Genomic DNA, 17444 nt, shown 5'->3' with positions numbered 1-17444 from the left:
TCAGCGGGAGGAGAACAGGCGCTGCTGGATCTCCCTGCGGTAGTCGTCGAGCGTGTTGTCGATGTGGGCGGCGGCCGCCTGCGCGGCCGCCTCGGGATCGCCGGCGCGGATGGCCTGGCAGATCGCGTCGTGCTCCTCGACGGCCTTCGCGGCGTGGCCGCCCACCGAGCCGCGCAGGCCGATCAGGCTCGACTGCGCCTGCAGCCGGCGCGCCTCGCGCACGGCGACCTGCAGGAACATGTTGTGCGACGCGGCGGCGACGGCGGCGTGGAAGGCGTCGTCGCCCTCGTTGAACAGCTCCTCGCGCCCCGTCTCGAAGCCCTCGCGGCAGCGGCCGGCCGCCTCTTCGATGGCCCGCAGCTCGGCCGGGGTGGCCCGGCGGGCGGCCAGCCGGCTGGTCTCCATCTCCTGCGCCCGGCGGAACTCGAACAGGCTGTAGACGTGGTCGAGGTCGGTCGGCAGGAAGAAGGAGCCCCAGCGGCCGGTGCCGAGCATGCCCTCGTCGTCGGCCACGTACAGGCCGCGGCCCTTCTGGGCGCGTACGCGGCCGAGCGCGGAGAGGATCTTCACCGCCTCGCGCACCACGGTCCGGCTGGTGCCCAGCTGCCCGGCCAGCTCGTGCTCGGTCGGCATGCGGTCGCCCGGGCGCAGGCCGAGCCGGACGATCAGCTCCAGCACCTGCTCCGCCGCCACCTCGTAGCCCGGCCGGTATCCGCTCTCGCGGGGGGTGTCGGTCACCGTGCTCCTTCCTCGCCGCTCCTGCCTGAGTATGACCGATGCTGGATAAGTACGACACATATGAAACGTTCATCGAGGAGCCTGCGAAATTCGCGCAGGTGAACGCGCTGTAGAAGAACGACCGACATGAATAGGCCCGCTTAGTTTCTTGACGGGTTGCCGAGATCCGCAGGTAATGAGTGGGCGTCCCTACCCCCCGAAGGAACGAACCGTGCCCTTACCCTCGCCGAGACTCCCCCTGATCGGCCTCCTCATCGCGGCGTTCGCCCTCATCGCCCCCGCCCCTCCGGCACTCGCCGACACCACGACCCTGTACGCCGCACCCGCCGGCACCGGCACCGCCTGCACCTCCGCCCAGCCGTGCTCGCTGGCCGCGGCCCAGGAGGCGGTCAGGGAGCGGGCCGCCGGCATGTCAGGCGACATCGTCGTGGAGCTGGCCGGCGGCGTGTACCGGCTGTCCGCGCCGCTCCGGCTGACCGCCGCCGACTCCGGCGCCAACGGCCACACCGTCAGGTGGCAGGCCGCCGAGGGCGCCGTCCCGGTCATCAGCGGAGCCCGCCCGGTCACCGGCTGGACGCTGGCCGACCCCGGCAGGAACATCTGGCGCGCCGCCGTCGCCACCGGCAGCGACACCCGGCAGCTGTACGTGGACGGCGCGCTCGCCACCCGGGCCCGCACCGCCGTCAACCGCTCCGACTTCACCGCGAGCAGCGCCGGGATGAGGTTCACCAGCAGCGCGCTCGGCTACCTGAACAACCTCGCCGACCCGGGCAGGGTCGAGATGGAGAGCGTCGGCTCCTTCACCGACCGGTACGCGCCGGTGCAGAGCATCAGCGGCAACCTCATCACGATGCGGCAGCCCGCCTGGAGCAACAACAACTTCGGCTACGACACCTTCACCAGCCCGCACCGGGCGGGCCCGCTCTACCTGGTCAACGCCTACGAGTTCCTCGACACGCCGGGAGAGTGGCACCTGAACCCCGCGACCGGCGCCCTGTCCTACATCCCCCTCCCCGGGCAGGACATGGCCGAGGTGAGCGTGGAGCTCCCGGTGCTGCAGTCGCTGGTGCACGTCGGCGGCACCTACGGCGCGCCCGCGCACCACATCACGTTCAGCGGGATCACCTTCACCGGCACGAGCTGGCTCGGACCGGGCAGGGACCAGGGCTTCGTGGACCAGCAGACCGGCGCCTACATCGCCGGAGACTGGAACCGGCCCGCCTTCAGCGCCTGCCACCAGGGCTGCCGCGAGTTCGAGGCGACCCGGCCGCACTGGTTCCAGTCGCCCGCCGCCGTCCAGGTCTCCGCCGCGAACACCATCACCTTCACCGGCTCGCGCTTCGTCAACCTGGGGCAGACGGCCATCGGCATCGGCAACGACGCCAACGCCCACGCCAGCGGGGTCGGCCTCGGCGCCTCCGACATCACGGTCACCCGGTCGGAGATCGCCCACAGCGCGGCCGGGGGCATCGTGGCCGGCGGCGTCCGGGCCGACGCCCACCACCCGAGCGACCAGCGGATGGTCAACAGGAACATCACCGTCAGCCACAACCGCATCCACGACCTCGGCCTCGACCACCGGGGCATCGTCTCGGTCCTGACCACGTACGTCACCGGCACCGACGTCTCCCACAACGAGGTCTACAACCTGCCCTACACCGGCATGTCGATCGGGTACGGCTGGGGCGCCAACGAGCCGGGCGGCAGCGACCACTACGCCCAGCGCGGCCTGTACGACTTCCAGCCCCGCTACACCACCCCCACCACCGCGTCGGGCAACCGGCTTGTCGGCAACTACGTGCACGACGTCATGCGGCAGATGACCGACGGCGGCTGCATCTACACGCTGTCGTGGAACCCGGGCGCGGTGATCAGCGGCAACCACTGCCGGCGGACGAACGGCTGGTTCGGCATCTACTTCGACGAGGGCTCCCGGTACTACACGGTCAGGAACAACGTCCTGGCCGACACCGGCACCTGGGCCACCGCCAACTACTGGTACGGCGAGAACATGGGCAACTTCACCGTCACCGGCAACTGGTCGACCAACGGCAGCACCAACGTCACCAACGGCGACCGCGGCAACGTGGTGAACACCAACGTCACCGTCACCAACGGCGCCTGGCCGTCCGGAGCCCAGGCCGTGATGGCCGCCGCCGGTCCGGAAGGCTCGGACGGCTCGGGCGACGCGAGCGCGTTGCGCGGCGTGGGCTCGAACCGCTGCCTGGACGTGGACGGCGCCTCGCAGGCCAACGGCGCGCCGGTGCAGATCTGGGACTGCAACGGCCAGGCGAACCAGCAGTGGACCGCTACCTCCAGCGGCGAGCTGCGGGTCTACGGCGGGAAATGCCTGGACGTGAACGGCGGCGGCACGGCCGACGGCACCGCGGTGATCATCTGGGACTGCAACGGCCAGAACAACCAGAAGTGGCGTCTGAACGCGGACGGCACGATCACCGCCGCCGGCGCGAACAAGTGCCTGGACGTCAGCGGCTACGGCACCGCCAACGGCAGCAAGGTGCACATCTGGACCTGCCACGGCGGCACCAACCAGCAGTGGTCCCGAGCCTGACACCATCCCCGAAGTGCCGCAGGAGAGAACACCATGTCCCGACACCCGTGGCTCACGCTGCTGACCACGCTGGCGCTCATCATCCCCGCAGCGCTCACGCTCGGCGCCACCCCGGCCGCCGCCGACATCCCGGCCTCCGACTACCAGCAGGTGTCCCTCGCCTCGGGCGGCTCCGAGCTGGGCGAGGCGATGTCCCTGGCCGTGCTGCCGAACCGGTCGGTGGTGCACACGGCACGCGACGGCACGGTACGCGTCACCAACGCCGCGGGCTCCACGAAGGTGGCCGGCCGGCTCAACGTCTACACCCATGACGAGGAGGGCCTGCAGGGCGTCGCGGCCGACCCCGGCTTCGCCTCCAACCGGCACATCTGGCTCTACTACTCGCCGCGGCTCAACACCCCCGGCGGCGACGCGCCGAGCACGGGCACGCAGTCGCAGTTCGACCAGTGGAAGGGCGAGCTGCACCTGTCCCGCTTCACCCTCAACGCGGACGACACCCTCGACATGAGCAGCGAGAAGGTGGTCCTGCGGGTGCCGAACGACCGCGGCCAGTGCTGCCACGTGGGCGGCGACATCGACTTCGACGCCGCCGGCAACCTCTACCTCACCACCGGGGACGACACCAACCCGTTCGAGTCGGGCGGCTACTCCCCGCTGGACGAGCGCACCAACCGCAACCCGCAGTACGACGCCCAGCGCTCCGCCGCCAACACCAACGACCTGCGCGGCAAGCTGCTGCGCATCACCCCGCAGCCCGACGGGAGCTACACCATCCCCGGCGGCAACATGTTCCCGCCGGGCACCGCGAACACCCGGCCGGAGATCTACGCGATGGGCTTCCGCAACCCGTTCAGGATGAGCGTGGACAAGGCGACCGGCGTCGTCTACCTCGGCGACTACGGGCCCGACGCCGGCGTCACCAACTCCAGCCGCGGGCCCAGCGGGCAGGTGGAGTTCAACCGCGTCACCGGCCCGGGCAACTACGGATGGCCGTACTGCACGGGCACGAACACCACCACCGAGACCTACAACGCGTGGAACTTCGCCACCAACAGCACCGGCCCGAAGTACAACTGCGCGGGCGGGCCGACGAACGACTCCTTCCGCAACACCGGCCTGACCACGCTGCCCCCGGCGCAACCCGCCTGGATCCGGTACGCGGGCGACGCCGGCAGCCCGCCGGAGTTCGGCTCCGGCGCGGAGTCGCCCATGGGCGGGCCGGTCTACCGCTACGACCCCGATCTGAACTCGGCCGTCAAGTTCCCCTCGTCGCTCGACGGGCGCTTCTTCGCCGGTGAGTACGGCCGCCGCTGGATCAAGGCGATCGAGGTCGAGCAGGACGGCGGGTACGGCGAGATCGCCGCCTTCCCCTGGTCGGGGACGCAGGTCATGGACATGGCCTTCGGCCCCGACGGCGCCCTGTACGTCCTCGACTACGGCACCGGCGCCAACAACCAGGCCCTCTACCGCATCGAGTACATCGGCGACGCCGACCGCAACCCGATCGCCAAGGCGTCCGCCGACAAGACGTCAGGGCCGGCGCCGCTCACGGTGGCCTTCTCCTCCGCGGGCAGCTCCGACCCGGAGGGCGGCGCGCTGACGTACGCGTGGGACTTCGGCGACGGCGCCACCTCCACGGCGGCCAACCCGACCAGGACCTACACCACGGAGGGCACCTACACGGTGACGCTCACGGTCCGCGACCCGCAGGGGCTGACCGGCACGGCGAGCGTGATCGTGACCGTCGGCAACACCGCGCCCACCGTCACCCTCACCACGCCGGCCGACGGGCGGCTGTTCTCCTTCGGCGACACCGTGCCCTTCCAGGTCACCGTCAGCGACCCCGAGGACGGCACGATCGACTGCGACGAGGTCACCGTCGCCTACTTCCTCGGCCACGACAGCCACCGGCACCAGATCACCTCCACGACCGGCTGCACGGGCTCCATCGCGGTGCCCGTGGACGGCGAGCATGACGCCGCGGCCAACATCTACGGGGTCTTCGAGGCGTCGTACACCGACGGCGGCGGCCTCACCTCCACCAGCGCCCGCACCCTGCAGCCGCGGCACCGCCAGGCGGAGCACTTCGGCGCCCAGCAGGGCATCCAGACGGCCGAGCACGCCACCGCGGAAGGCGGGGTGACGGCCGGCTTCATCGACGACGGCGACTGGATCTCCTTCCAGCCGTACCAGCTCGCGGGCGCGACGCGGTTCGCCGCCCGCGTGTCCTCGGCGGGCGCAGGCGGCAGGATCGAGGTGCGGGCCGGCTCGGCGACGGGCACCCTGCTCGGCACCGCGACCGTGACGAGCACCGGCGGCTGGGACACCTTCACCGACGTCTCGGCCGCACTCAGCGGCGCGCCGGCCGGGACCACGACGCTCTCCCTCGTCTTCCGCGGCCCGACAGGGCAGGGCTACCTGTTCGACGTGGACGCCTTCACCCTGTCCACCGGCGATTCCGGCGCCACGAGCGCGTTGCGCGGCGTGGGCTCGAACCGCTGCCTGGACGTGGACGGCGCCTCGCAGGCCAACGGCGCGCCGGTGCAGATCTGGGACTGCAACGGCCAGGCGAACCAGCAGTGGACCGCTACCTCCAGCGGCGAGCTGCGGGTCTACGGCGGCAAGTGCCTGGACGTGACCGGCGCCGGCACGGCCGACGGCACCGCGGTGATCATCTGGGACTGCAACGGCCAGAACAACCAGAAGTGGCGTCTGAACGCCGACGGCACGATCACCGCCGTAGGAGCGAACAAGTGCCTGGACGTCGCCGCCACCGCGGGCGGCACCAAGGCGCGCATCTGGACCTGCGGCGGAGGAAACAACCAGCGCTGGACCCGCGTCTGAAAGGACCCCCCATGCTGCGTCAACCGACCCCCTTGCTGAAACGCCTGTCGGCCGCGGCGGTGGCGATCACCGCGGCGGCGGCGATGGCCGTCCACGCCGTCCCGGCCGAGGCCGCCGCCTTCAAGGTGCTCGTCTTCTCCAAGACGGCCGGCTTCCGGCACGACGCCATCCCCGCCGGCATCCAGGCCATCCGCGACCTCGGCGGCGCGGGCGACTTCGACGTGGACGCCACCGAGGACTCCGCCGCCTTCACCACCGGCAACCTGGCCCAGTACCAGGCGGTCGTCTTCCTCAGCACCACCGGCGACGTGCTCAACAGCAGCCAGCAGGCCGCCTTCGAGGCGTACGTGGACGGCGGAGGCGGCTACGTCGGGGTGCACGCGGCGGCCGACACCGAGTACAACTGGCCCTACTACGGGCAGCTGATGGGCGCGTGGTTCAGCAGCCACCCGGCGATCCAGCAGGCCACCGTACGCAACGAGGACCGGGCGCACGCCGCGACCGCGCACCTCGGGCCGGCCTGGACCCGCACCGACGAGTGGTACAACTACCGCACCAACCCCCGCCAGAACGTCCGGGTGCTGCAGAGTCTCGACGAGAGCAGCTACAGCGGCGGCAGCATGGGCGACCACCCGATCACGTGGTGCCGCACGCAGTCGTCCGGCCGCGCGTTCTACACGGGGCTCGGGCACACCCAGGAGTCGTACGCCGACCCGGCCTTCCGCGCGCTGCTGCTCGGCGGCATCCGGTACGCCGCCGGGGCCGTCAACGCCGACTGCCGCCCCGAGACCGGCTACACGGCCCTCTACAACGGCTCCACCGCGGGCTGGACGCAGGCCGGCCCCGGCTCCTTCACCAGCGGCGACGCCACGCTGACCTCCGAGGGCGGCATGGGCATGCTGTGGTACGACGCCAAGGAGTTCGGCTCCTACTCGCTCAAGCTCGACTGGAAGCTGACCGGCGACTCCAACTCCGGCGTGATCGTCGGATTCCCGGCGACCACCGACCCGGCCACGGCGCTCGACACCGGGTACGAGGTGCAGATCGACGCGACCGACGCCGCCGACAGGACGACCGGGGCCGTCTACGGCTTCCAGGCCGCCGACCTCGCCGCCCGCGACGCCGCGCTCAACCCGCCGGGCCAGTGGAACACCTACGAGCTGCTGGTCGAGGGCGAGCGGCTGCAGGTCTTCCTCAACGGCACCAAGATCAACGACTTCACCAACACCGACCCGGCCCGCTCGCTCCAGCAGGGCCACATCGGCATCCAGAACCACGGCCCCGGCGACGTCGTGTCCTTCCGCAACATCCGCGTCAAGGAACTGACCGGCGCCCCGGGCGGCGCGACCGCGCTGCGCGGCGTGGGCTCCGGCCGCTGCCTGGACGCCGGCGGCACGCAGATGCAGATCTGGGACTGCAACGGCCAGGCGAACCAGCAGTGGACCCCGACGGCCGCGGGCGAGCTGCGGGTGCACGGCAACCGGTGCCTGGACGTCAACGGCGGCGGCACGGCCGACGGCGCGGCGGTCATCACCTGGAGCTGCAACGGCCAGAACAACCAGAAGTGGCGTCTGAACGCGGACGGCACGATCACCGCTGTCGGCGCGAACAAGTGCCTGGACGTCAGCGGCTACGGCACCGCCAACGGCAGCAAGGTGCACATCTGGTCCTGCCACGGCGGCACCAACCAGCGCTGGACCCGCACCTGAAGCGGTCCAGGCCACCATCCGGGGTCCCCGTCAGGAGGAGCATGAGGACACGATCCACCACCCGCACGACGAGGCAGGCGGCCCGGTGCTGAGGCTGCGCGGCATCGGCAAGAGCTTCCTGGGCGTGCGGGTGCTGTCCGGGGTGGACCTGGAGACGAAGGCCGGCGAGGTGCACGCCGTCGTCGGCGAGAACGGCGCGGGCAAGTCCACCCTCATGAAGATCATCTGCGGGGTGCACGCGCCGGACGAGGGCGTGATCGAGGTCGACGGCCGGCCCGTCTCCTTCGCCCACCCGCTGGAGGCGCAGCGCGCCGGCATCGCGATCATCCACCAGGAGTTCAACCTGCTGCCAGAACGCACGGTCGCCGAGAACGTGTTCCTCGGCCGCGAGCCCGTCAAACGCGGCCTGGTCGACCGCGCCGCCATGGAGCGGGCCACCGGCGCGCTCCTCGACGAGCTGGGGGAGACCCAGATCGGCCCGCGCGCCACCGTCAAGCGCCTGCCGGTCGCCCAGCAGCAGATCGTCGAGATCGTCAAGGCGCTGTCGGTGCACGCCCGGCTCCTCGTCATGGACGAGCCCAGCGCGGCGCTCGCCGAGCACGAGGTCGCGCTGCTCTACCGGCTGATCCGGCGGCTGCGCGAGCGCGGCGTCGCCGTCATGTACATCTCCCACCGATTACGCGAGGTGCTCGACCTCGCCGACCGGGTCACCGTGCTCAAGGACGGCGCCCGCGTCACCACGGTCCCCGCCGGCGAGGTGACCCGCGACGAGCTGATCCGCCTCATGGTGGGCCGCGACCTCGGCACCTACTACCCGCCCCGATCGGCCGGCGCCGGCGAGGTACGCCTCAGCCTGCGCGGGGCGGGCAACCACAAGCTGCGCGACATCGATCTGGAGCTGCGCGCCGGGGAGATCGTCGGCGTCGCGGGCTTGCAGGGGTCCGGCAGGACGGAGCTGGCCAAGGCGATCTTCGGCGCGGAGCCGTTCACCACGGGCGAGATGACCCCCGCGCGCCCGCGTTCGGTCCGCGCGGCCATGGCCCACGGCATCGGGCTCGTGACCGAGGACCGCAAGGCCGAGGGGCTCGCGCTGCGCCAGTCCGTACGCGACAACGTCCTGCTCGCCGCCCGCGCGACCGGCGCGGGGAACCCCACCCTGATGAGCGGCCGGCTCGACCGGGTGGGCCTGCCGCCCGCGCACCGGGAGGTCCGCTACCTGTCCGGCGGCAACCAGCAGAAGGTCGTGCTCGTCAAGTGGCTGACGATGGCACCACGGGTGCTGCTGTTCGACGAACCGACGCGGGGCGTGGACGTCGGGGCCAAGGCCGCGATCCACGACCTCATGCGCGACCTGGCCGGCGACGGCACGGCCATCATGATGATCTCGTCCGAGCTGCCCGAGCTCATCGGCATGAGCGACCGCATCGTCGTGCTGCGCGACGGCCGCGTCGCGGGCACGCTGCCGGCCGGTTCCTCCGAGGAGGCCGTCATGCGCCTGGCCGCGGGCGAGGTGGCCTGAATGGACCTGCTCGCCCGCACCGGCCGCACCGGCGGCGGTCTGGCAGGGCACCTGCGCGATCCCGCGCGCGTGGTGTTCCTCGCCCTGTTCGCCCTGCTCGCGGCCGGCTGGGTCATCGTCGCGCTCGACGGCGGCCGGTTCCTCACCCTGGAGAGCGTCGTCGGCATCCAGCAGCGCTCCGCGGCCCTCGGCATCGTGGCGATCGGGCAGACGCTGGCGATCCTGGCCGGCTCGCTCGACCTGTCGGTGGCGTACCTGATCAGCCTGACCTCGCTGGTCGCGGCGGAGGTCATGGCGGGCCAGGACGGCAACGCCGTCGCGGCCTGCGCCGCCGTGCTGGCCGTCAGCGCGCTGGTGGGGCTCGTCAACGGTCTTGTCATCACCCGGCTCCGGGTGCACGCCTTCATCGCCACGCTCGGCGTCGGCCTGATCATCAAGGGCGTCGTCGACCACCTGTACGACGGCCCGGCGGGCGAGGTGCCCGAGTCGTTCCAGCTTCTCGGCTACGCGCGGGCCGGGCCCGTCCCCGTCTCGGCCATGCTCTGGGCGGGCGTGGCGGTGGCGGCCTGGGTCCTGCTGGCGCGGACCCGGCTGGGCCACCGGATCTACGCGGTGGGCGGCAGCGAGGACGTCGCCCGGCTGTCGGGGATCCGCACGTCCCGCGTCATCGTGATCACTCACGTCCTCTGCTCGCTCTGCGCCGGCGTCGCGGGCCTGCTGCTGGCCGCCAGGCTCGGGGCGGGAGCGCCCACGGTGGGCCCGGACGGCGGGTACGACCTGGAGTCCATCGCCGCGGTCGTGCTCGGCGGGACCGCGCTGGCCGGCGGCAGGGGCGGCGTCGCGGGAACGGTCGGCGGGGTGCTGCTGCTGGCCGTCCTGGACACCCTGTTCAACCAGCTCGAGGTCGACTCCTTCGCGAAGGACGTGGTCCGCGGCGCGGTCATCGTCGTCGCGGTGGCCGTCTACGCCCGGCGCGGCACGAGGCGGGCGACATGAGACGAGCGCTGCCCATCCTCACCGTCCTCGCGGCCCTGCTGGTCGCGATCGCGGTCGCCAACCCCCTCCTCCTGGAGCCCGCCGGGTTCCTGGCGTTGCTCAAGCGGGCCGCGCCGCTGGTGATCCTCGCCGCGGGGCAGTACTTCGTCATCGTCTCCGGCGAGTTCGACCTGTCGGTCGGCTCGCTGGTGACGGCCGAGGTGGTGATCGCCGCCCGGCTCATCGACGGCGAGGAGCCCGCCACCTGGCCGGTCCTCGCCCTGCTGATCGTCGCCGGGCTGCTCGTCGGGCTGGTCAACGGCCTGCTCACCACCAAGCTGCGGGTGCCGTCGTTCATCGTGACGCTCGGCATGCTGCTCGTCCTCAGCGGGGCGGTCTTCCTCTGGACCGGCGGCGCGCCGCGTGGCGCGCTGTCAGAGGGCTTCCGCGCGTTCGGCCGCGGCGGTCTCGGGCCGGTGCCGTGGTCGGTGCTGATCCTGCTGGCCGCGGGCGCGGCGGCGATCGCGCTCACGCGCGCCCGCTTCGGCAGGACGCTGGCGGCCACCGGCGACAACGCGCGCGCCGCCGCGCTGTCCGGCGTCCGGGTCGACCGGGTCAAGATCTACGCGTTCATGCTCTCCGGCCTGTCGGCGGCGGTCGCGGCCGTCCTGCTCGGCGGGTTCGCCGGGGTATCGGCGCAGGTGGGGCAGGGGCTGGAGTTCTCCGCCATCACCGCGGTCGTGCTCGGCGGCGTGGCGCTGGGCGGCGGGCGCGGCTCCGTGGTCGCCGCCATGGCCGGGGCCTGCACGCTGGAGGCGCTGTTCACCCTGCTCAACCTGTACGGGATCTCGGGGGCGCTGGAGTCCACCGTGCAGGGCGTCATCATCATCGCCGCGGTCGCGGCAGGAGCCGTCCGGCTCCCCAGGAAACCCTTCCCGTCAAGAGGAGACGCACATGCCGCGCCCTAAGGCCGCAGCCGCCGCGCTCATGGCGGCCGGCGCCCTCGTCGCCGCCTGCACCGTCGACAAGCCGGCCGCCACCACCACCCCGGAGGCGTCCGCCGAAAGCACCCAGGGCTCAGGCACGGGCGCGCAGTCGGCGTTCTTCGTCCAGGCCGACTTCGACGCTCAGCTGGCCATGCGCTCCCAGGAGCCGGAGGGCCCCGCGGACAAGCCGTGGGAGCAGGCCATCGCCCCGAAGATGGTCGACACGACCCGGTACAAGAAGGACGGGCCCTACCACCTGTGCTTCTCCAACGCGGCGGTCGACAACCCCTGGCGCCAGGTCGGCTGGAAGACCATGCAGGCCGAGGTCGAGCTGCACGACGAGATCGAGACGTTCACCGTGCTGGACGCCGAGGGCAAGGACGACAAGCAGATCTCCGACATCGCCGAGCTGCAGGACAAGGGCTGCGACGCGCTGATCGTCTCGCCGAACACCACCGCCACGCTCACCCCCGCCGTGACGGCCGCCTGCGCGAAGGTGCCCGTCATCGTGTTCGACCGGGGCGTGCGGACCGGCTGCCCGGTGACGTTCATCAAGCCCATCGGCGGCTACGCCTTCGGCGCCGACGCCGCCGAGTTCCTCGCCGAGAAGGTGCCGGCCGGCGGGAAGGTGCTGGCCCTGCGCATCCTGCCCGGCGTGGACGTGCTGGAGACCCGCTGGTCGGCGGCGAAGGTGGTCTTCGACGACAGCCGCGTCCAGGTGGTGGGCGTGGAGTTCACCGACGGCGACGCCGCCAAGACCAAGAGCATCGTCGGCGACTACATCCAGCGGCACGGCACCATCGACGGCGTCTGGATGGACGCGGGCGCCACGGCCGTGGCCGCGATCGAGGCGTTCGAGGACGCCGGCGTGCCGGTGCCGCCGATCAGCGGCGAGGACCAGCAGGACTTCCTGCAGAAGTGGAAGGACGCCGGCCTCACCGCCGTCGCGCCCACGTACCCCACCTACCAGTGGCGCACCCCCGTCATCGCCGCGCTGAGGATCCTCAAGGGCCAGGAGGTGCCCGAGACGTGGAACCTGCCGCAGCCGAAGGTCACCGCCGACACCCTGCACGCCCACCTCAAGCCCGGCATGCCGCCCCTGCACTACGCGCTGTGCGGCTGCGAGGACCTGCCCGGCTTCCCGGAGGACTGGGGCGGGAAGCGAAGCTGACCGCTCCCTCCCGCGAACGACGACGAAGAGGGACGCCATGTTCTCCATCGGAGTGAACACCTGGGTCTGGGTCTCCCCGCTGACCGACGACGACCTGGCCAGGCTCGCCCCCCGCATCGCCCGGTGGGGCTTCGACGTCATCGAGCTGCCCGTCGAGCGGCCCGGCGACTGGGACCCGGACAAGGCCGCCGCGGTCCTGGCCGAGCACGGGCTGGCCGCGTCCGTGGTGCTCGTCATGCCGCCGGGACGCGAGCTCGTGGCCGCCTCCCCGCGGACCGTCCGCGACACCCAGGACTACCTGCGGCACTGCGTCGACGTGGCGGTGACCGTCGGGTCGCCGGTGGTCGCGGGGCCGGCGTACACGTCGGTGGGCCGCACGTGGCGGCTGTCGCCGTACGAGCGCGGGAAGGCCGGGGCCGAGCTGCGCGAGCACCTGCGCCCCGTCCTGGACCACGCCGCCGGGCGCGGCGTGAAGCTCGCGGTCGAGCCGCTCAACCGGTACGAGACCAGCCTCATCAACACCGTCGAGCAGGCGCTCGAGACGTTGCCGGAGGACTGCCACCTCGCACTCGACGTCTACCACCTGAACATCGAGGAGAAGGACCCCGCCCTGGCCGTCCTGGCCGCGGCCGACCGCCTCGCGCACGTCCAGGTGTGCGGCACCGACCGCGGCACGCCGGGCGCCGACCGGTTCGACTGGCCCGGCTTCACGCAGGCCCTGCGCCAGGTGGGGTATCAGGGCCCGCTCGTCATCGAGTCGTTCACCGCGCACAACCGGAGCATCGCCACTGCGGCCTCCATCTGGCGGCCGCTCGCGCGCAGCCAGGACGCCCTGGCCGTGGACGGCCTGGCGTACCTGCGCGCGCTGTGAACCATCCACCCTCTCAGGAGCTCTCCCATGCGAAGATCACGCCTGCTCACCGCCCTGGCCGCGGCCCTGTCAGGACTGCTGCTGTCGTCGTCACCGCCCGTCGCGCACGCGCTCGCGGACCCGTTCAAGGTGCTGCTGTTCACCGAGACGGCGGGCGGCGCCTACCGGCACGACTCCATCTCCGCCGGCGTCGCGATGTTCCAGCAGCTGGCGGCCGACAACGACTTCGAGCTCGACCACAGCGAGGACTCCTCCGTCTTCACCAGCGCGGCGATGAGCACCTACGACGCGGTGATCATGTTCCAGACCAACGGCATGGTGTGGGACAACGACGCCCAGCGCCAGGCCTTCCAGTCGTACGTACGCGGCGGGCACGGCGTCGTGGCGATCCACAACGCCACCGACATGAACATCGAGGCGCAGTTCCCCTGGTGGGACGAGGTCGTCATGGCCGGCGCCCACATGACCGCGCACTCGTCGATCGTGCAGGGCACCGCCAAGGTGGCCGACCAGGTCCACCCCGCCACCCAGGGGTTACCCGACCGGTGGACCCGCACCGAGGAGTGGTACAACTTCGACACCAACATGCGCGGCTCGGTCCACGTGCTGGTGACCGCCGACGAGACCACCTATGACGCGGGACCGAGCAGGATGGGCGCCGACCACCCGATCTCCTGGTGCCACCGGCCGGAGGGCGGCCGGGTGTTCGCCACCGCGATGGGCCACCAGGCGTCCTCCTACACCGAGCCGCTGTTCCGGCGGCACCTGCTCGGCGCCGTACAGTGGGCGGCCGGCGCGGCGCCGGGCGACTGCGGCGGCACCGTCGAGGCCCGCTACCAGAAGGTCACCCTCGACGGCGCGCCCGACCAGCCCATGGAGCTGGACGTGGCCGCCGACGGCAGCGTCTTCTACATCTCCCGCTCCGGCAAGGTGAACCTCATCCCCGCCAACGGCGGCGGCACGCGCGTCATCGGCACCCTGCCGGTCTACGACGGCGGCGAGGACGGCGGCATCGGGCTGGCGCTCGACCCGGATTTCGCCGACAACGGCTGGATCTACCTCAACTACTCGCCCGCGAGCGGCGGCGAGGTGAACCGGGTGTCGCGCTTCACCTTCGACGGCACCGCCCTCGACCTGGCCAGCGAGAAGAAGATCATCGAGATTCCGGCGTACCGGAACGTCGACGAGCCCGGCCACACCGGCGGCTACCTCGCCTTCGGACCGGACGGCGACCTCTACATCGGCCCCGGCGACGACACCAACCCCAACGGCTCCAGCGGCTACGCCCCGATCGACGAGCGGCAGGGCAGGGAACACTACGACGCCCAGCGCTCCTCGGCCAACACCGACGACCTGCGCGGCAAGATCCTGCGCATCCACCCCGAGCCCGACGGCACCTACACGATCCCGTCCGGCAACCTGTTCCCGCCCGGCACCGCGAGGACCCGGCCGGAGATCTACGCGATGGGCTTCCGCAACCCGTTCCGCTTCTCGGTCGACAAGGAGACGGGCTGGATCTCGGTGGGCGACTACGGCCCCGACGCGGGCGCCGCGAACTCCGCCCGCGGCCCCGAGGGCACCGTCGAGTGGAACCTGATCAAGGAGCCCGGCTTCTACGGCTGGCCGTACTGCGTCGGCCCCAACCTGCCGTACCGCGACTACAACTTCGCCACCGGCGCCTCGGGCCCGGCGTTCAACTGCTCGGCGCCCGTCAACGACTCGCCCAACAACACCGGCCTGACCAACCTGCCGGCCGCCAAGCCCGCGACCGTGTGGTACGACTACCACGCCTCGGAGGAGTTCCCCGAGATCGACTGCTGCGGCGGCGCCGCCCCGATGGGCGGCCCCATCTACCGCTACGACGCGGCCTCCGGCTCGGAGCGGAAGTTCCCCGCCTACTACGACGGGACGCCGTTCTTCTACGAGTGGAGCCGCAACTTCGTCAAGGAGCTCCGCCTCGACTCCTCGGGGAACCTCCTGAAGATCAGCCCCTTCGTGGCGCAGATCGCGCCGCGCGCGCCGATCGACATGAAGTTCGGCCCCGACGGCGCCCTCTACATGGCCGACTGGGGCAACGGCTTCGGCCACGCGAACACCGACGACAGCATCTACCGCATCGACTACGTGGCGGGAAACCGCGCGCCCCTGGCCAAGGCGAGCGCCAGCCCCGACTCGGGCACCGCGCCGCTCACCGTCGCGTTCTCCTCGGCCGGCTCGTCCGACCCCGACGGCGACGCGATCACCTTCGCCTGGGACTTCGGTGACGGCGCGACCTCCGCCGCCGCCAACCCTTCGCACACCTACACGGCCAACGGCACCTACACTGCCAGGCTCACCGTCCGCGACACGGGCGGCAGGACCGGCAGCGTCACGGTGCCCGTCGTCGTCGGCAACACCCGTCCCGAGGTGGCCTTCTCGGCGCCGCCCGACGGCGGGTTCATCGACTTCGGCGACGAGGTGGACTACACGGTCGTCGCCACCGACGCCGAGGACGGCGCCGCCGACTGCGCCGAGGTCACCGTGACCACCGCGCTCGGCCACGACCAGCACGCCCACGACACCGGCCAGTACACCGGGTGCACGGGGACGGTCACGACCACGGCCTCCGGCCACGACGAGACCGCGAACGTCTACTACGCGCTGTCCGCCGACCACACCGACTCCGGCGGCCTGAAGGGCACCGCCGGCATCACCCTGCAACCGAAGCACAAGCAGGCCGAGCACTTCACCGGCTCGTCCGGGGTCCGCGTCGTCGAGCAGTCCGGAGCCGAGGGCAGCAGGCGCATCGGCGACATCTCCAACGGCGACTGGATCTCCTTCACCCCGGTCAACCTGTCCGGCATCGACACGGTGACCTTCCGCGTCTCGGCGCCGTCCGCCACCGGAGCCTCCATCGAGCTGCGCGCCGGCTCGCCGACAGGACCCCTCGTCGCCACCAGGACCGTGCCGGCGACCGGGGGCTGGGACACCTACGTGTCGCTGCCCGCGGTGTCCGTCACCGACCCGGGCGGCACGCGCAACCTGCACGTCGTGTTCAAGGCTCCGTCCGCGAACGCGTTCGACCTCGACTCCATCACCTTCAACGGCCGAGGCGTCGGCACGGGGGACGGCACCCCCGCGGACACGTTCGCGCTGCGCGGCGTCGAGTCAGGCCGCTGCCTGGACGCGGGCGCCTCGCAGGTCCAGATCTGGGACTGCGACGGCCAGGCGGACCAGCAGTGGACCCTGACGGAGGCGGGCGAGCTGCGGGTGCACGGCGACCGCTGCCTGGACGTCAACGGCGGCGGCACCGCCGACGGCACCGCGGTCATCACCTGGACCTGCAACGGCCAGGACAACCAGAAGTGGCGCATGAACACCGACGGCACGATCACCGCCGTCGGCGCGAACAAGTGCCTGGACGTGCCAGGCCACGCCACCGCGAACGGCACCGGGCTCACCATCTGGCCCTGCAACGGCGGCGCCAACCAGCGCTGGACCCGCAACGGGTGATCAGCGGCGCGGCGACGAGCGCGCTCATCAGCGCAGGTCCAGGCGATGAGCGCCTCGTCGTCGGTGTAGCAGGGCAGCGGGGACGGCGGCGTCGCCGGGATCGCGGCGACCCGCGAGCACGCGCTGTCGCGACCGCGTCAGGACCGGAACTCGAACGAGCCGCGCAGGATGGTGCCGCGCCCGCTCCAGTAGCTCTCGTACGCCGCCTTGAACGTGACCCCGTCGAAGCCGGTGAGCAGACCGCAGACCGCGCCAGGGTGCTTGACGTTGTCGTCCCTGATGACGATGGGCCGGCCGATCGTGCCGGGACGGGTGAGCGTCACCTCCACCCAGGCCGTGCCGGTGACGTTGTCCGCGAGGACGCACAGCTCGTTGGTGGCGTCGGCGTACCGGATGATCCCGTCCCCGACGTCGCGCTTGAAGCTCTCCGCGTGGGCCGGCGCGGCCAGGGCGAGGCTCGCGACCGCGGCGGCGACGCCGACGGTGACCTTCTTCAGCAGATGCATATGTCTTCTCCTTCGCCGGCCGGAGATCTCCTGGCCGAGGCTCGTCGGCGTGATCGTCGCA

The 17444-nt window shown here is 71.8% G+C and carries 11 protein-coding genes; 9 read left to right on the top strand and 2 right to left on the bottom strand.

Annotated features, from left to right (window positions below):
• Positions 1-738 carry an FCD domain-containing protein gene (locus AB0K12_RS39135; protein WP_364572641.1) on the bottom strand — a complete coding sequence of 246 codons (738 nt, stop codon included), beginning with the start codon at positions 736-738 and terminating at the stop codon, positions 1-3.
• A gap of 211 nt (positions 739-949) precedes the next feature.
• Between AB0K12_RS39135 and AB0K12_RS39130 the strand changes: the two genes are divergently transcribed.
• The 9 genes from AB0K12_RS39130 to AB0K12_RS39090 all read left to right on the top strand — a co-directional run bounded on the left by AB0K12_RS39130 (position 950) and on the right by AB0K12_RS39090 (position 16877).
• On the top strand, positions 950-3310 hold the full coding sequence (locus tag AB0K12_RS39130) for a ricin-type beta-trefoil lectin domain protein (RefSeq protein WP_364572639.1): 2361 nt from the start codon (positions 950-952) through the stop codon (positions 3308-3310).
• Between the two features lie 33 nt (positions 3311-3343).
• Positions 3344-6154, top strand: a complete 2811-nt coding sequence (locus AB0K12_RS39125; protein ID WP_364572637.1) for a PQQ-dependent sugar dehydrogenase — start codon at positions 3344-3346, stop codon at positions 6152-6154.
• Positions 6155-6165: 11 nt separating this feature from the next.
• Positions 6166-7863 (top strand): ThuA domain-containing protein, encoded by a 1698-nt coding sequence (locus AB0K12_RS39120; RefSeq protein ID WP_364572635.1) that lies wholly within the window; start codon positions 6166-6168, stop codon positions 7861-7863.
• A gap of 85 nt (positions 7864-7948) precedes the next feature.
• On the top strand, positions 7949-9382 hold the full coding sequence (locus tag AB0K12_RS39115) for a sugar ABC transporter ATP-binding protein (protein WP_364572633.1): 1434 nt from the start codon (positions 7949-7951) through the stop codon (positions 9380-9382).
• Entirely contained in the window at positions 9383-10378 is a 996-nt protein-coding gene (locus AB0K12_RS39110) for an ABC transporter permease (RefSeq protein ID WP_364572631.1), read from the top strand.
• The gene (locus tag AB0K12_RS39105; RefSeq protein ID WP_364572629.1) at positions 10375-11325 is read left to right on the top strand and encodes an ABC transporter permease; all 951 of its coding nucleotides are present in this window, start codon (positions 10375-10377) and stop codon (positions 11323-11325) included. The genes AB0K12_RS39110 and AB0K12_RS39105 overlap by 4 nt, the downstream gene beginning before the upstream one ends.
• On the top strand, positions 11312-12514 hold the full coding sequence (locus AB0K12_RS39100; RefSeq protein ID WP_364572627.1) for a substrate-binding domain-containing protein: 1203 nt from the start codon (positions 11312-11314) through the stop codon (positions 12512-12514). Before AB0K12_RS39105 ends, AB0K12_RS39100 begins: the two co-directional genes overlap by 14 nt.
• A 37-nt stretch (positions 12515-12551) precedes the next feature.
• Positions 12552-13385, top strand: coding sequence for a sugar phosphate isomerase/epimerase family protein (locus AB0K12_RS39095; protein ID WP_364572625.1), 834 nt, complete (start codon positions 12552-12554; stop codon positions 13383-13385).
• A gap of 27 nt (positions 13386-13412) precedes the next feature.
• A complete protein-coding gene (locus AB0K12_RS39090; protein ID WP_364572623.1) occupies positions 13413-16877 on the top strand; it encodes a ThuA domain-containing protein in 3465 nt (1154 codons plus the stop codon).
• A 137-nt stretch (positions 16878-17014) separates the two neighbouring features.
• Here the strand turns inward: AB0K12_RS39090 and AB0K12_RS39085 are convergent, their stop codons facing one another.
• Complete coding sequence (locus AB0K12_RS39085; RefSeq protein ID WP_364572621.1) at positions 17015-17383, bottom strand: hypothetical protein; 369 nt, start codon at positions 17381-17383, stop codon at positions 17015-17017.
• Between the last annotated feature and the right edge of the window lie 61 nt (positions 17384-17444).

Source organism: Nonomuraea sp. NPDC049419 (genome assembly GCF_040676995.1).
Lineage (GTDB): Bacteria > Actinomycetota > Actinomycetes > Streptosporangiales > Streptosporangiaceae > Nonomuraea > Nonomuraea salmonea.
Note: the sequence above shows the minus strand (reverse complement) of the source record. Positions and strands in the feature narration are given on the sequence as shown.

Coding starts and splice junctions, on each gene's coding strand:
- AB0K12_RS39125 (WP_364572637.1), top strand. CDS start 3,344: ATGTCCCGACACCCGTGGCTCACGCTGCTGACCACGCTGGCGCTCATC.
- AB0K12_RS39120 (WP_364572635.1), top strand. CDS start 6,166: ATGCTGCGTCAACCGACCCCCTTGCTGAAACGCCTGTCGGCCGCGGCG.
- AB0K12_RS39110 (WP_364572631.1), top strand. CDS start 9,383: ATGGACCTGCTCGCCCGCACCGGCCGCACCGGCGGCGGTCTGGCAGGG.
- AB0K12_RS39105 (WP_364572629.1), top strand. CDS start 10,375: ATGAGACGAGCGCTGCCCATCCTCACCGTCCTCGCGGCCCTGCTGGTC.
- AB0K12_RS39100 (WP_364572627.1), top strand. CDS start 11,312: ATGCCGCGCCCTAAGGCCGCAGCCGCCGCGCTCATGGCGGCCGGCGCC.
- AB0K12_RS39095 (WP_364572625.1), top strand. CDS start 12,552: ATGTTCTCCATCGGAGTGAACACCTGGGTCTGGGTCTCCCCGCTGACC.
- AB0K12_RS39090 (WP_364572623.1), top strand. CDS start 13,413: ATGCGAAGATCACGCCTGCTCACCGCCCTGGCCGCGGCCCTGTCAGGA.
- AB0K12_RS39085 (WP_364572621.1), bottom strand. CDS start 17,383: ATGCATCTGCTGAAGAAGGTCACCGTCGGCGTCGCCGCCGCGGTCGCG.